The organism is Chloroflexus sp., from assembly GCF_034435895.1.
GTDB lineage: Bacteria > Chloroflexota > Chloroflexia > Chloroflexales > Chloroflexaceae > Chloroflexus.
In genome coordinates this window covers 1-13650 of sequence record NZ_DAOTWH010000332.1, presented here as the reverse complement: position 1 = coordinate 13650, position 13650 = coordinate 1, and the positions used below count along the sequence as shown (strand labels likewise).

Annotated in this window: 11 protein-coding genes; 3 read left to right on the top strand and 8 right to left on the bottom strand. The window is 60.4% G+C overall.

Going from position 1 to position 13650, the window contains the following annotated elements; genetic code table 11:
• Nucleotides 1–252 precede the first annotated feature (252 nt).
• A complete protein-coding gene (locus tag U9R81_RS18390; RefSeq protein ID WP_322496866.1) occupies nucleotides 253–1416 on the top strand; it encodes a glycosyltransferase family A protein in 1164 nt (387 codons plus the stop codon).
• A 26-nt stretch (nucleotides 1417–1442) separates the two neighbouring features.
• On the opposite strand, the gene U9R81_RS18385 is transcribed toward U9R81_RS18390, so the two are convergent.
• Nucleotides 1443–1727 (bottom strand): 50S ribosomal protein L25, encoded by a 285-nt coding sequence (locus U9R81_RS18385; protein ID WP_322496865.1) that lies wholly within the window; start codon nucleotides 1725–1727, stop codon nucleotides 1443–1445.
• A 181-nt stretch (nucleotides 1728–1908) separates the two neighbouring features.
• On the opposite strand from U9R81_RS18385, the gene priA reads away from it, so the two are divergent.
• Entirely contained in the window at nucleotides 1909–4437 is a 2529-nt protein-coding gene (gene priA / locus U9R81_RS18380) for a replication restart helicase PriA (RefSeq protein WP_322496864.1), read from the top strand.
• Between the two features lie 91 nt (nucleotides 4438–4528).
• On the opposite strand, the gene U9R81_RS18375 is transcribed toward priA, so the two are convergent.
• The 3 genes from U9R81_RS18375 to U9R81_RS18365 form a co-directional block, all read right to left on the bottom strand.
• Nucleotides 4529–4759 carry a hypothetical protein gene (locus U9R81_RS18375; protein ID WP_322496863.1) on the bottom strand — a complete coding sequence of 77 codons (231 nt, stop codon included), beginning with the start codon at nucleotides 4757–4759 and terminating at the stop codon, nucleotides 4529–4531.
• A gap of 713 nt (nucleotides 4760–5472) precedes the next feature.
• The gene (locus U9R81_RS18370) at nucleotides 5473–6231 is read right to left on the bottom strand and encodes a hypothetical protein (protein ID WP_322496862.1); all 759 of its coding nucleotides are present in this window, start codon (nucleotides 6229–6231) and stop codon (nucleotides 5473–5475) included.
• Nucleotides 6232–6375: 144 nt separating this feature from the next.
• A complete protein-coding gene (locus tag U9R81_RS18365; protein ID WP_322496861.1) occupies nucleotides 6376–8442 on the bottom strand; it encodes a putative Ig domain-containing protein in 2067 nt (688 codons plus the stop codon).
• Between the two features lie 355 nt (nucleotides 8443–8797).
• On the opposite strand from U9R81_RS18365, the gene rarD reads away from it, so the two are divergent.
• On the top strand, nucleotides 8798–9706 hold the full coding sequence (gene rarD / locus U9R81_RS18360) for an EamA family transporter RarD (RefSeq protein WP_322496860.1): 909 nt from the start codon (nucleotides 8798–8800) through the stop codon (nucleotides 9704–9706).
• A 16-nt stretch (nucleotides 9707–9722) separates the two neighbouring features.
• Here the strand turns inward: rarD and cofC are convergent, their stop codons facing one another.
• From cofC to U9R81_RS18340, 4 genes are all read right to left on the bottom strand, one after another.
• A complete protein-coding gene (gene cofC / locus U9R81_RS18355) occupies nucleotides 9723–10331 on the bottom strand; it encodes a 2-phospho-L-lactate guanylyltransferase (RefSeq protein WP_322496859.1) in 609 nt (202 codons plus the stop codon).
• An 81-nt stretch (nucleotides 10332–10412) separates the two neighbouring features.
• Nucleotides 10413–11339, bottom strand: a complete 927-nt coding sequence (gene cofD, locus U9R81_RS18350; protein WP_416180992.1) for a 2-phospho-L-lactate transferase — start codon at nucleotides 11337–11339, stop codon at nucleotides 10413–10415.
• Between the two features lie 51 nt (nucleotides 11340–11390).
• The gene (locus tag U9R81_RS18345) at nucleotides 11391–12230 is read right to left on the bottom strand and encodes a tetratricopeptide repeat protein (protein ID WP_322496857.1); all 840 of its coding nucleotides are present in this window, start codon (nucleotides 12228–12230) and stop codon (nucleotides 11391–11393) included.
• A gap of 98 nt (nucleotides 12231–12328) precedes the next feature.
• On the bottom strand, nucleotides 12329–13075 hold the full coding sequence (locus U9R81_RS18340) for an SURF1 family protein (RefSeq protein ID WP_322496856.1): 747 nt from the start codon (nucleotides 13073–13075) through the stop codon (nucleotides 12329–12331).
• Nucleotides 13076–13650: the final 575 nt, after the last annotated feature.

The window sequence follows — 13650 nt, the reverse complement described above, 5'->3', positions numbered from 1 at the left end:
TGTCGGTGAGACCGTTGCCCTCGCAACGCTGGGTAGTATAGCGAATGCCGCTGATTTTGTCAAGCGGGCTCGTAACACGCCGCTCTACCGTATCCTGATGCGGTAAAATGTTTTCAACGCCCTGCTGCCATAAGTCATGGTGACGAATTTTTGGATTGAGTTTGACGTGCGGAAGTCCGACTGCTGCACGTCGCATTGTGCTATAGCAATGCGCAATGGAACGAAACTGCTATACTATCTGAGGTTGCCGCCATGAGCGAGATGCCTATGTGGTTTGCGCTGTTATGGATGGTCTGCGCGCTCGCCCTGATCGCGAGTTTTGGCGCGAATTGGCGGCGGATGCGCCGCATCCCGCGTTTGTCGCCGTCTTGTTTGCCGCCCGATCCGCCCTTTATCTCGATCCTCATCCCGGCGCGGAACGAAGAGCGGGCAATTCGCCGTTGCGTGAGCGGGGCGCTGGCCCAGCGTTATCCGCACTTTGAGGTGATTGTGGTTGATGATGGTTCGACCGATCGCACGCCGGCGATTTTAGCCGAACTGGCCGCAACCGACTCGCGGCTGCGGGTGGTGCCGGGCCGGCCGTTGCCGCCGGGATGGGTCGGTAAGTGTAACGCTTGCCAGCAAGCGAGCGATGCCGCGATCGGCGCATGGTTGCTCTTTCTTGATGCTGATACGGCGCCCGCCCCGGATCTGGCGGCAGCCTTGCTCTGCCATGCGCAGGTCACGCATGGCGATATGGTGACAATTTTCCCTTTTCTCGAATTGGGGTCGTGGGCCGAACGTTTGGTGTTACCGCCATTCATTGCGCTCATTGTGTCGATTTTTCCCTTCGAGCGGCTAGCCCAACCTGATGTGCGTCCTGATGAGGTGCTCGCAAATGGCCAGTGCATTTTTGTCCGCCGCGCCGCGTATGATGCGATCGGCGGTCATAACGCTGTGCGCGGCGAGGTGCTCGAAGATGTGCGGCTTGGCCAGACCTTGCGCGCCGCTGGTTTTGCAGTACGTGGTGCGATTGGGATGGAGTATCTGGCTGTGCGGATGTATACTAATGCCGCTGAAGTGGCGGAAGGCTTGATGAAGAACGCTTCCGCCGGTTCACGCAGCGGCGGCTGGCGTTCGTTGACTGGCATGGCCCTGCTGTTGGCGCAAGCTTATGGGCCGCTCATACTGATGGCTGGCGGTCTGCTAAGCGGTGGCGTCGCTGGGTATGCTGCTGCCGGCGCTAGCCTGCTGGCGTGGCTGGCTGGCTTGCTATTCTGGGGAACGCTGTACCGCCAATTTTACCGGCTTAGTCCACTTTATGCGCTGCTGTGGCCGGTTGGCTTGCTGATGTATCTCTTTATTGCCGGTTATGGGATCGTGCGCGTGCAGTTGGGTCGCGGGGTGACGTGGAAGGGGCGCCGGTACGCGGGATGATGCCGCGTACCGGCCCGTTTACCGGCTTACGCCAGCTTGAAATCGACGTGGAGGAATTTGCGTGTGACCGGGTGGCGTTGCACGACATAAATCACCACCGGGTACGCCGTCCCCTCGATGTCGAGCGTGAACGATTCACCCTTCGGTACGGTGCGGAAGATCTGCTCGAAGTCGCGCTCGTTGATCTGAATCGCGGTCGTTTCCACTCCCTTGCCGTAAAAGTTGGCCGGCAAGATGCCTTCGCGGCGCAGAGTCTTGACCTTTTTGCCGAAGATGTGGCGGAGCTGAGCTGCCAAGGTGGCGTTTGCCATAGTGTGCCTCTCTTTGGTGTTTACGGAGGGGAGAAGCTGGCTCGTTGCCAGCCCGAGACCCTCCAGCGATCCGAAGGAATAGTATATCATAAAGTGATGGCGGTGCTGTCAATGCATGAGGCTGGAGCGTGCCTGCTCCGCGGGTTATGTGGTAGGATTGCCAATCTGGCGAGGTGACTCTTTGGCCGAGACTGCTAGTACCGACTCAATCGCTTTGGTCGCTGATGTGGTCGTTCGCGCGCCGGCGCGCCGGCACGACGGTATCTTTTCTTACCGCGTGCCCGTTCATCTCCACGACCTGATCGCCGTTGGGCATCTGGTGTGGGTGCCGTTGCGCCAACAACAGGTGCAAGGGGTGATCGCCGGCTTACAGCGACGTCCGGCCAAGGGGCTGCGCGATCTGATCGATCTGGTTGATCCGGAACTATCGATCCCACCATTGGCGATTGCCTTGGCGCATTGGGTTGCACAAACGTATTATACCTCTCTTGCCGCGGTACTCGATCTGTGCTTGCCGCCGGGTACGGCTCAGCAGGCTGTCACCACGTGGCGGGCCACTCCCGATGGCCTGCGCTACGAGTTGGGCGGGTTGCCGGAACGGGAGCGGGCGATCCTGTTTTATCTCCGGCGGTATGGCGAGCAGAGCGAGCTTGATCTGCGCGCGGCGTTGCGCGGCAGTGATGCCGATTTGCGCGTGGCGTATCGGGCATTGGCCGAACGCGGTCTGATTACGCGCGGGACGCGCATCGATCCGCCGCGGGTGCGTCCACGGCGCGAGCAGGTGGTGCAACTGGCCGTCCTTGATTGGGAAAATGCGCTTAGCGATCTTCGCCGCGCTCCGCGGCAGGCCGCGGCGTTGCGCTGGCTGGCCGAACAGGGAGCGGCCCAACCGTTGGCGGCATTGCGACAGGCTACTGGCCTTGATTTAGCCGGGGTGCGCGCGCTGGAACGGCGCGGTTTCATCGCGCTGGTTGAGCGTGAGGTCTACCGTGATCCGCTGGCGTCGCTTACGCCGCCGCCTGATACGCCGCCGCCATTGACCGCGGCCCAACGTGAGGCTTACGAGACCATTGTGCCGGCGCTTGAGGCCGGCGCCGGCGGCAGATTTTTGCTGCACGGCATTACCGGCAGCGGCAAGACGGAAATCTACTTGCGCTTGATTGCGCGCGCATTGCGCCTAGGCCGGCAGGCGCTGGTCTTAGCGCCTGAAATTGCGCTCACGGCGCAATTGGTGCGCCGGTTTGCCGCCCGCTTCGGCAGCCAATTGGCGGTATTGCATAGCGGTTTGAGTGATGGTGAACGCTACGATGCGTGGCGGCGATTGCGCCGTGGCGAAGCGCGTTTAGCGATCGGCGCGCGCTCGGCGCTGTTTGCGCCCTTGCCTGACTTGGGATTAGTGATCGTTGATGAGGAGCACGAGCCGAGCTACAAGAGCGATTCGGCCCCGCGCTACCACGCTCGTGACGCCGCGTTGCAATTAGCCGAATTAGACGGCATTACGGTCGTGCTCGGCAGCGCAACGCCGAGCGTCGAGAGTTTTTACGCGGCTCGCACCGGGCGTCTGCATCTGATCCAGTTGCCTGAACGGATCGGCGGCCAGATTGGCGTCGATGGTTTGGTGCATACCCGTCCGTTGCCGTTGCCGCCGGTGCGGATCGTGGATATGCGGCGCGAGCTGCAACAAGGCAACAACTCGATCTTTTCAACCGCGTTGCAACAGGCATTGGCCCAGACGCTCGCACGCGGCCAGCAGGCGTTGCTCTTCCTCAACCGGCGTGGCGCCGCCTCGTTTGTGTTTTGCCGTGATTGCGGCTATGTCGCGCGCTGTGATCGCTGCGCTGCGCCGCTAACGGTGCATTACGATCAGGAATCGGGCGAAGCTGGCGCGCCGGTGAATATGCTGATATGCCATTCGTGCGGTCAGCGGGCCGTCGCGCCGGTGATCTGTCCCCAGTGCCTCAGCCGTAAGATCAGAGCTCTGGGAACTGGCACGCAGCGGGTGGCTGAAGCGGTACGTGAACTTTTCCCGCAAGCCCGCGTTGCCCGTTGGGATCGCGATAGCGCCACCGGCAAAGATGCGCACGGCAAGTTGCTGGAAGCCATATTAGCGCGCCAAATCGATGTCGTGGTCGGCACCCAGATGATCGCTAAAGGGCTTGATCTGCCCCTCGTGGCGCTGGTTGGCGTGATCCTTGCTGATACTGGTCTGCACCTGCCCGATTTTCGCAGCGGCGAACGCACCTTCCAGCTCTTGACCCAAGTGGCCGGGCGCGCCGGACGGCGCAGTGAGGGAGCGCAGGTGATCATCCAGACCTACCAGCCTGACCATTATGCGCTGCAAGCGGCGCGTGAACACGACTATCAGGCGTTTTACCGGGAAGAGATCGCCTTTCGCCGCGCCTTGGCCTACCCGCCCTTTGGCCGGCTGATCCGGTTTGTGATCGGCAGTTCTAGTGAAACAACCTGCCGCAAGCAAGCCGAACGCCTTGCCGCCGTTCTCCAACGTTACATCAGCGAGCGCGATCTGGCCGGTTGGCGCTTGATCGGTCCGGCCCCGGCCTTCTTTCGCCGCCAACGCGACCGTTGGCGTTGGCACGTGTTATTGCGCGTGCCTGCCGATAGCGCCACTCAAGCTATTCACGTTGCGCTCGATGCGATCGGCCCGCTGCCCGGCTGGATCATCGACATTGATCCGGTGCAAGTGTTGTGAACAAGGCGAACGCCAGCGCAGGCGGGTTTGGTGAAATCAAAGACCGGCGCGACTACGCGCCGGTCTATCGGGGTCAAGAGACGTAATCAGATTAAGCGTACTCTTCGACGTTCTGCTTCGCGGCCCGTGCTGCGCGGCGGCGCATGCTGGCATCGAGCTGAGCAAAGAACTCGTCAGGGTTGACGCTAGCGGCTGCGCAGGCATCAGCAAAGCGCAGATTGCCGCGATCAATCCGGTGCTCGCGCAGAAATGACCGCGCCTCGGTGCCAAACGTCTGCAACACCTCTTCGACCGTGTACTGCTCAAAGTTCCCGTTGCGCATTGTCGTGCTCCTTTTTCATCTATCAAGACTGTCTTCGTCGCGACGGCTTCATTGCCGGTTGCGCTTTCATCATACTGGATATTTTGTACAATTGCAAGAGTTTTAATTTGTGCAAAATGTACAAATTACTGCGAGTGGTAAAACTCATCACGCAATGGCAATATAGTCATTGCGCAGTTCGCCGTATCTGAAGCAATTCTCCGCCCCTAGCGCCAATGATGGCCTAAGCAGGGTCATGCCTTGCCCCCAAGGGATTCACCGCACGACTCACCATTACAGGCAGTTGTTGCGGGGAATGGTCAAGCACGTGCCGATGCGCGAGTACTTGCGCCAAGAACGCAACGGGTTGGAAATGGAGCGAAGGAAGGGAGAGGGTATCCTCTCTTATCTCTACTACTTCTTTCCCGCGTTATGAGGGCCAGCAGCCCGCGCAGCGGGCTTCGTAAGGATAGCCCGGCCCTTCAGGGCCGGGTTCTGGATCAAAAGTTCTGTCCGCCCTCTCCCGCGCCAGTGGGAGCGGGGCTGGAGATGCAGGCCACCGAGCAGAATAGCCATAAAGATACCCAAACGATGCAAACAATCTGATGATTGTTGTGCCTTTTGTGTCTTTTTGTGGCTATTCAGTCCGCGTAGCGGGCTTCAGCGTGGCAAGACCGTTAATTGCCAACTGGCTCAACTATGTCGCTCCGTTCGCTGGTACTGCGTTCATCGGCCTACAAGGCATACTCACTGGCCCATGCTTGAATGCCGGGCCAGTCGTGCAAAGCCGCTTGATGCACAGCGTCAGGTCGCCAGATCCGCTCGATGTAGTCGCGATCAATCTGAACGGGATGGCGACTCTTGAATGGCACCACTGTTGTCGTCTCGCCCTTGCCCCATTCCTCTTCATCACCGGGACCGAGCGAGAGTGCCAGCTCATGAAACGCAACGATCTCAGAGTGGCGGGTGCGGTCAATGAGCGCATCGGCGGCCTCGCATACGCGCCCGTGATCGAGCAAGGAGGACAGCAAAACATCGGTCATCCGCGATCGAACTGACAGTTGCACCAGCCGGAGGAGGTCCATCCGCACGAGGAGATCGAGATAGCCACGTACAGCCATACGGCTGCGATCATTGCTGCTCCAACGCAGGCCGATGCCAGCGGCGGCGGTGGCGGTGGCGTTGCGGCTAAGGCTGCCGGCAACCGTTTGCGCCACTGGGCCGCTGGTGACAACGTAAAACCGGATCGTCTCGCCAAGCGCCCAATGGCGCACAATCTCAGCTCCGCCTTGCCGCTGGTGCTTGATTTCGATCTGCTCGATCCGGGCCGCGCGGAAACGCGCATCGAGTTCGTCATCGCGACCGGCTTCAATGTGGAAGCCGATGTAGGGGCTGAATCGTTTGCCGCCAACTGGCCGGGCTAGGCTTTTGCCGTTGGCGTATTGGAGGGTAATGGCTTCAGTGATGGCTTGAACTCGATTGCGCCCAATCATGCGTCTGCTCTTCTTGGTTGCCGTACCGGATCGTGCATCCACGTATAGTACAAATGTTCGATTTTGTAAAGAGGGTACACCATCACCCAAAAAATAAAAATGACCCCTGCCATTGTTCGGCAGGGGTCATCGGATGCAGGGACGTTACGGCGCTACTTTCAGAATAATCGGTACGAAGACGCGCGCCGGCTCAACGATGATCTCGTAGTTGAAGCTGGCGGTTTGGCCATTGCTGTCAGTCACGGTGATGGTAAAGCTGTACGTGCCGACTTGCGTTGCGCGCCCTTCGAGCCGGCCATCAGCGCTCAGCGTGATCCCCGGCGGGAGTTGGCCGCTCACTTGGTAGGTGTAGTTACCGTTGCCACCGGTGGCGTTCAGTTGCTGCTGCACATTACTGCCGACTGCAAGTGATGCCGGCAAGCTCAGCTCCAACTGCGGCGCCTGACCCGGTGTCGGTACCGGGGTAGCCGTGGCGGGAGCGGTCGGCGTGGCGGTCGGCACCGGGGTGGCCGTGGCGGTGGCGGTCGGCTCTGGTGTAGCCGTCGGCGCTGGATCAACGTTGGTCAACGTAAAATTAATGCTAACGTTGCCAGCCGTGGCGGTGACAGTGTACGTACCAGCCACATTATTGGCCCGCACCGGAATTTCCACGATTCCATTCAGATCGCTCACGCCGCCATTCCCCGCGGGGAAGGTTGCGCTAGCCCCGCTGTTCGGCGCAGTGAAGCTCACGTAGACCCCTGTGAACGGGTTGCCGTTCTCGTCTCCGACCCAAACCCGCAACGGCTGGGCAAAATCGGTGTTGAGCAGGGCGCTTTGGTTGTTGCCGCCACGGATATCCATCGCTATCGGCGGTAGCGACATCAGATAGACTTGCTTCGGTTCATAGACAATCTGGAACGGCTGGCCACCCAACTCGATCACCGCGCCGTTGGGCAAGTCGCGGAAGGTGCCACGAATGCTGCCGGTGCTGCGGTGTTGGATAATGATCCAAGTGTGGCCGGGGATTGGCGTGTAGCCGGGCACGAGCGATAGCGCCAATTCGGCTCCTGCTGGGTTGCCGGGGCCGCTCAGGTCGATATTGGCATTGCGGTTTTGATTATTGGTGTTGTTGACCAGCACAAGCGAATCTCCGCCGGGGCCAATCTCGAAGTGGAGGCGAATATTCGGCCCGTGCAGGCGAATGCCGTCGCCATTGCCGGCAACGTTCAGCGCGCCGCGTCCGCGAATCACGTTACCGGTCGCGAGATCGCGCCGGTCGCCGATCCCGATCTCGCCGCCGCCGGAGTCGGCGTTGTAGACGATCGCGCCGACCGTGCCGGCCCCGTAGAGGTTGAGCCGGCCATTGCTCTGGTTGCGCACGAATGAGCCGATATTGGCGTTTGTGGTTGACAGATTGATTGTCAAGTTGCCGCTGCCGTTTTTGCGCAGATCTCGGCTATTCGTCGCATCGGTCACGCCGGCGAAGGTGACATCGCCTTCAACCGTAATTGCCCGGTTGTCGGGCAAGGCAAATGGCGTGCTAAAGCTGAGCCGGTAGGCGCCGCTGTCGAACGTGAAGTCGTTGTTGAGATCCGATATCTGGTTGGCGATTAACCGGTCGCCGCCAGCGCCGATCAATCGTCCGCTGTAGAGCTTGAGTTTTGATGTGCCAAACGCCTGATCGTTGGCTACAAAAATCGCGCCGCCGCTGATCGTGGTTGTGCCTTTGTGTTCGTTGGGCGTGAGGAGGTAAAGCTCACCCTCGCCGGTTTTGATAATGCCGCCGCTGCCGCGGAGCAGATTGTTGGGGCTGGCGATGATGAGGCTGCTATCAGCCGCGGTGTCGAATGCAATGACTTTTTGGAGGTCAATCGACGCACCAATGATATGATTGCCTCTCAGCGTGCGGATAGTGCCGGCTCCGGCAGGCGGAAAATACAGACTGCCGCTGCCCAACAGCCAATAAGTCATAGCACTGTCGAAGCGGACTTCGCCGATCTCGATCGCGCCGCTATTGAGGTTGATAGTGCGTGGTGATGGCGCATTGGGAAACACTGCAATGTCATTCCGGCTCTGCGGCACGATCCCGCCGCTCCAGTTGGCAGGATCGTTCCAGTTGCCGTTGCCACCGATCCATGTGCTGGTGGCAGCGAAAACTGGATTGATGACAAGCGACCAAATAACGAGCAGAGTGATAATGGGCAATAATGAGAGTGTTGCTCGCTGCATCGGGCAGGTCATGGCTCCTCTCCAAGACTAGAATGTAGTATTTCGACTGAGCCGAATTATAACCGAAACATGAACCGAAGTATTACCGAAACGGCAGATTTGCTGAGCATGCCGCCTAAAATGAACAAAGTTTTAACAAAATAGTTTGTGATGAAAGGTAGTATGTATCTATGCGCTTTGGGTGAAGTATTGAGCATCCTCGCCGGAATGGGATCGGTCGCGAGACTGATGCCGCGATTGAGGGCGAGGTTTAAAAAGATTTATCTGAATATTGAACATTTTGCTATGAAAGGAGTGTCCGGTGCAAGTAATTGTTGGGTATTGTCGTATTACTTAATGTAGTAAAAAGGTTCGTATGACCAACAAAACTGTATTACAAGGCATTGGCGCAGCAGTCGCCGCCTATACGCTGTGGGGGTTGTTGCCGGTCTATTGGAAGGCGCTGAATGGCGCAACTGCGACCGAAATTCTCGCCCACCGCATGATTTGGTCGCTCCTCTTTTTGCTCGCTGTGCTGGCGGTGCGCCGGCAGTGGCAATGGGTGCAGGTGATGCGCCGCCAGCGCCGGTTGCGTTTGACCTATCTGGCCAGCGCGACCTTGCTGGCCACTAATTGGGGGATTTATGTCTGGGCGGTGCAGATGAATCGAGTTGTTGAAGCCAGCCTCGGTTATTTCATTAATCCGCTGGTCAGCATTGCCCTCGGTGTGCTCGTCTTGCGCGAGCGGTTGCGTCCGGCGCAGTGGCTGGCGATCGCCATTGCTGGCGCTGGTGTGGTATGGCTTACCTATAGCGCCCGCGCGTTGCCATGGATTGCGTTGGCGTTGGCGCTGTCGTTTGGCTTTTATGGTCTTTTGCGCAAACAGACTCCGCTCGGCTCGTTTGAGGCCCTAACCGTCGAGACGCTCTGGATGTTTGGGCCGGCGGCGCTTTGGCTAGGCTGGCTGGCCGGTAACAATGGCGGTATTCATCACGATGTCGGCTTGTGGCTGTTGCTGCTCAGCACCGGTGTTGTCACCGCTGCGCCGCTGCTCTTCTTCGGCGCGGCTACCCAGCGCATTCCGCTGACCACCATCGGCATTCTGCAATATCTGGCTCCGACCTTGCAACTCTTGCTGGGGGTGGTGGTCTATGGCGAGCCATTTTCGACCGCGCAATTGATCGGCTTTGGCGTGATTTGGACGGCGCTTGCTATCTATACCGCCGATAGTCTGCTGGCAGCACGTCGCTACCGGGCGACGCTCACCCAGCCGGCGGCGGATTGAGCGCCAGCCGGGTTGCTTAGGCAGGGCGTTCGGCGGCGCAGTATTGCCGCAGCCGTTCGCTGTCGTCGAGGTCGAAGGCGAGGTTTGGCGTCGTAATCAGGCGCGTGCGCAAGCCTAGGCGCGCTGCTGCCGCCAAGTGCCGGTTGGCGCTGTCGAGGCCGAAGAGGAAGGGCAGTGGCGATGGCAACCGGAGGGCGAGCGCATTGGTGCCGCGCTGCTGCTGATCGGGGGCAAGAGCGAGATCGGCTTCGCTCAGCGCATCGTAGAGCGCCGCCACATCCTCTGCCGTCACCAAGGGTAGATCGCCGGCTAGCACGATCATCGTCTGCGCGCCGACGTTCTGGATCTGTTTACGTCCCTCGGTTAAGGCAGCGTTCAATTCTTCGCAACGGTCGGGCAACCATTCCACGCCACCGGCCTGCGCCAGCGCCGCGATGGCTGGATCGGCGCTGATCAGCCAGATACGCGCCGGTATGGTGAATCTGCCGGTTGCTTGCCTAGCAGCGTTAATAACGTGCTGGGCTAATGTGAGCACGAGCCGTTGCCGCGCTGCCGGGGCGAGGTCGCCGGCCAGCCGTGATTTGGCGAACTGGAGCCGTTTGATGGGGATGGCGATGCCGATCACGGACGCTGCTTTCTGTCATTGTGCGGGGGTAAACACACAGCGAAGCTGTGTCCTCTTTCCCCCGCAACAATCGCTTGCAGATTAAGCAAACGCGAGCTCTAACGCTGCCCGCGCTAGCGCCATCTTTTCCGCCATGCCGCGCATAATCGTATCGATCACGAGCGGGTGAATGCCGAGCTGTGCAATGGCCGGCGCCAGCGCCGCATCGACGGTGTCAATCACAATTCCGTCAATCAGATCGGCATACGCCTTGGCGACCCCCAACGCGGTCGGTTCCATCCCCGCAGCCCGCATCAGCGGCACTGCCGGCCCTTTAATCGCCGCGCCGCCGACGATCGGGCTAATAGCAACGACCGGCGCGCTGGCGTTGGCGATCGCTTCCCGCACGCCGGGAATAGCAAGGATCGGCCCGACGCTCACCACCGGGTTACTCGGCGCGATGATAATTGCTTCGGCGCTAGCGAGCAGCGGCAACAAGTGCGGTGCCGGCTGCACCGGCCCGGCGGCATGTAGGCGCACCCCGCGCACCGCCGGTCGGCAGCGTTCGCGCACAAAATACGCTTCAAAGTGCAGTTCGCCGTGATCGGTCAGCACGTGGGTCGGCGCCGGCTCATCGCTCATCGGCATAATACTGATTTTTACCCCTAAAGCCTGCCGGATCTCGTCGGCGACCTGCGACAGGGTTGCGCCATCGCGCAGGCGGGCAGTGCGGTAGATGTGCAAGGCCAGATCGCGATCGCCAAGCTTGAACCACGTTGGCGCACCGAGCCGGCCTAGCCACTGCATACATTCGTCGGTGTCGCCGGCAATGCCCCACCCCTGCGCAGTATCAATCACCCCAGCTAGCGTGCAGGTGACGATATCGAGATCGGGCGAGATGTGCAACCCGTGCAGCACTATATCATCGCCGGTATTGACAACGGCGGCGATCCGTTCGGGTGGCGCAACGGCAGCCAAACCTTCGAGAAACCGGGCGGCGCCGACGCCGCCGGCTAGCACAACAATCATGACAGTAGACATAAAGAAGCAGAGACAGGCACGCTGTCTCTGCGCCGCAGATTAGAAGAGCAGATTCGCCAACCGGCGGCGGGCCGGCCCTACCAACGGATTCTCGTCGCCAAGCAGGGCGAGCAACGCCAACAACGCCTTGCGCGCGCCATCATCGCGCAGCGCCCGATCCCGGCCAACGATAGTCAAGAGGTGCTCGATCGCCGTGGCGTAATCGCCAGCGCGCACCGCCGCTGCCGCTTGCCTGTACAACCCCTCGCTGCCTTCCGCCGGTTCAGCCGGTGCATTCACCAGATCGGCGATTGCCAACCCAGCGGTTGCCCGGCTGCTAAACGAGCTGCTTGCCGGAACTTGCTTCAGGGTCACAATCCCTTCCGGATCACCGCGCAGCGCCAGCAACCGGCCCAAATTGAACAGCGCCGTCTCGTTCTTGGGGTCTTGGCCCAGAATCAGGCGGTAGCGCGCAATCGCCTCCGCCGGATTGGTCGCCTCCAGCGCTTGCGCCATCGCCAATAGGTCGGCGTTGCGGTCAGGCGCCACCCGCTTCAGCCATGCCCGCACCTGACTCTCCGGCAGCGCGCCGGTAAACTCATCAACAATCTTGCCTTGATAGACCGCCTTGACCGCCGGAATGCCCTGTACACGGAACATCTGGGCAAGGCGCGGGTTTTCATCAACATTAATCTTGGCCAGCACCCACGTGCCGCCGGCTTCGCGCGCCAGCCGCTCGAGCGTCGGCCCCAGCGCGCGGCACGGCCCGCACCATGGCGCCCAAAAGTCGATCACGACTGGCGTCGTTTGCGAGCGCTGCAACACCTCGCGCTCAAAAGTAGCCTCGGTAACTTCAAGCACTGCGCTTTGGGCAGTCGTTGCGCTCACTCCAGTAGCCATGCTTGTTCTCTCCTTGCACCGATCGGTTATTGCTGTTGTGTAGTGTACCAGAAAGGTGTTGAAACGATGTCGGCAAAATGTAAGAAGAATGTCAACATTTATCTGCGCTGCACTTCTTGTCGCAAGAGCAAGAGATAACCGACGCCGATGATGCCGGCGAAAGTGAACCATTGCAGCGCATAGTTCAAGTGCGGGCCTTCATCGAGCCGGTACGGGTCGGGCGGACGCGGCAAGCTGGTGCTGCCGTCGGGCAACTGCTCGATAAACAACGGTAACAGCGGCGCGCCAACCTGCTGTTGGATGGCTGGCACATCAACCCGCAACCACGCATTAATCCGCGTCTCTCCCGGCAATGGCAGGTCACGCCCGGCCAGCGGGCTGTCGGGGCGCAATTGCGGCGCTTGGGCAATCCCTTCAATCGTCACCGGTCGCGTCACCGCGTAAGCGGTCGCCGCCCCCTGCGCTGACGGCAGCCAACCGCGATCAACCAGCACAGCGTACTCGCTGCCCTCGATCTGCAATGGCGTCAGTAAGTGAACGCCATCTACCCCGCTATCCGACCGCCTCCCGCGCAGTACTACGCTCTCCTCGTTGCGGAATACCCCGCTTACCACCACCCGCCGCCCGATCACCGTCGCTGGATCGGTCGCAGGCGTGAGCGGAAGCGCCGGCTGGGCCAACGCCGCCAACCGGGTCGCATTCGCCGCCCGCCGCTGTTCGAGCCGGTCAAGTTGCCAAAATCCCAAAACGATCAATGTTGCTAAAATCACCAACGCAAACAGATGCTTCGCGATCCACCATCCACGGAGGAGGCGATGGGTGGCGGGTACGGTTGTCGTCGTCATACGCTGCCAGCTCGCTGCTATGCCACCGTTTAGTATGATGAGGAAAGGTGGCGAAACGTAACATTCCCCTGTTATCATACCATTAGTGGCGGCGGCGCTGCCAATGGCTCCTGCCTAGCTAGATGGATACGTATCCTCGCTGGGGAATGTTGAGGGATGGACAGACATCTGAACACATACAACCGTTGGTCGCTGTGCAATGCCGTAAACCCCCGTGCTGCGCACCCCATCACCCCTCCCCCAGCGGGGGAGGGGTGATGGGGTGGGGTCATCAGCCCGCGTAGCGGGCTTCGTAAGGATAGCCCGGCCCTTCAGGGCCGGGTTCCCTGTCCAGCCATGCCTGAGCCGGTTCGTTCCGTGATAGTGGGAGATTGCTTCGGTCGGGCGGCTCCCAGCCGCGCTGGGAGCCACCCCTCCCTCACAATGACAATGGGAAGTCGCGCAGACCTAGCAGCTCCCCTCTCCCGCGCCAGTGGGAGCGGGGCATAGTTGGATTCCGCGCGAAGCGCAGCGTTCCGCATGCACACGGTTGATTTGCCCCCCCCCCCAACCCCTCCCCCGCTGGGGGAGGGGCG

What these genes read in the sequence shown, in the direction of transcription:
- U9R81_RS18390 (WP_322496866.1), top strand. Translation starts at nt 253, where the DNA reads ATGAGCGAGATGCCTATGTGGTTTGCGCTGTTATGGATGGTCTGCGCG.
- U9R81_RS18385 (WP_322496865.1), bottom strand. Translation starts at nt 1,727, where the DNA reads ATGGCAAACGCCACCTTGGCAGCTCAGCTCCGCCACATCTTCGGCAAA.
- U9R81_RS18375 (WP_322496863.1), bottom strand. Translation starts at nt 4,759, where the DNA reads ATGCGCAACGGGAACTTTGAGCAGTACACGGTCGAAGAGGTGTTGCAG.
- U9R81_RS18370 (WP_322496862.1), bottom strand. Translation starts at nt 6,231, where the DNA reads ATGATTGGGCGCAATCGAGTTCAAGCCATCACTGAAGCCATTACCCTC.
- U9R81_RS18365 (WP_322496861.1), bottom strand. Translation starts at nt 8,442, where the DNA reads ATGCAGCGAGCAACACTCTCATTATTGCCCATTATCACTCTGCTCGTT.
- rarD (WP_322496860.1), top strand. Translation starts at nt 8,798, where the DNA reads ATGACCAACAAAACTGTATTACAAGGCATTGGCGCAGCAGTCGCCGCC.
- cofD (WP_416180992.1), bottom strand. Translation starts at nt 11,339, where the DNA reads ATGATTGTTGTGCTAGCCGGCGGCGTCGGCGCCGCCCGGTTTCTCGAA.
- U9R81_RS18345 (WP_322496857.1), bottom strand. Translation starts at nt 12,230, where the DNA reads ATGGCTACTGGAGTGAGCGCAACGACTGCCCAAAGCGCAGTGCTTGAA.
- U9R81_RS18340 (WP_322496856.1), bottom strand. Translation starts at nt 13,075, where the DNA reads ATGACGACGACAACCGTACCCGCCACCCATCGCCTCCTCCGTGGATGG.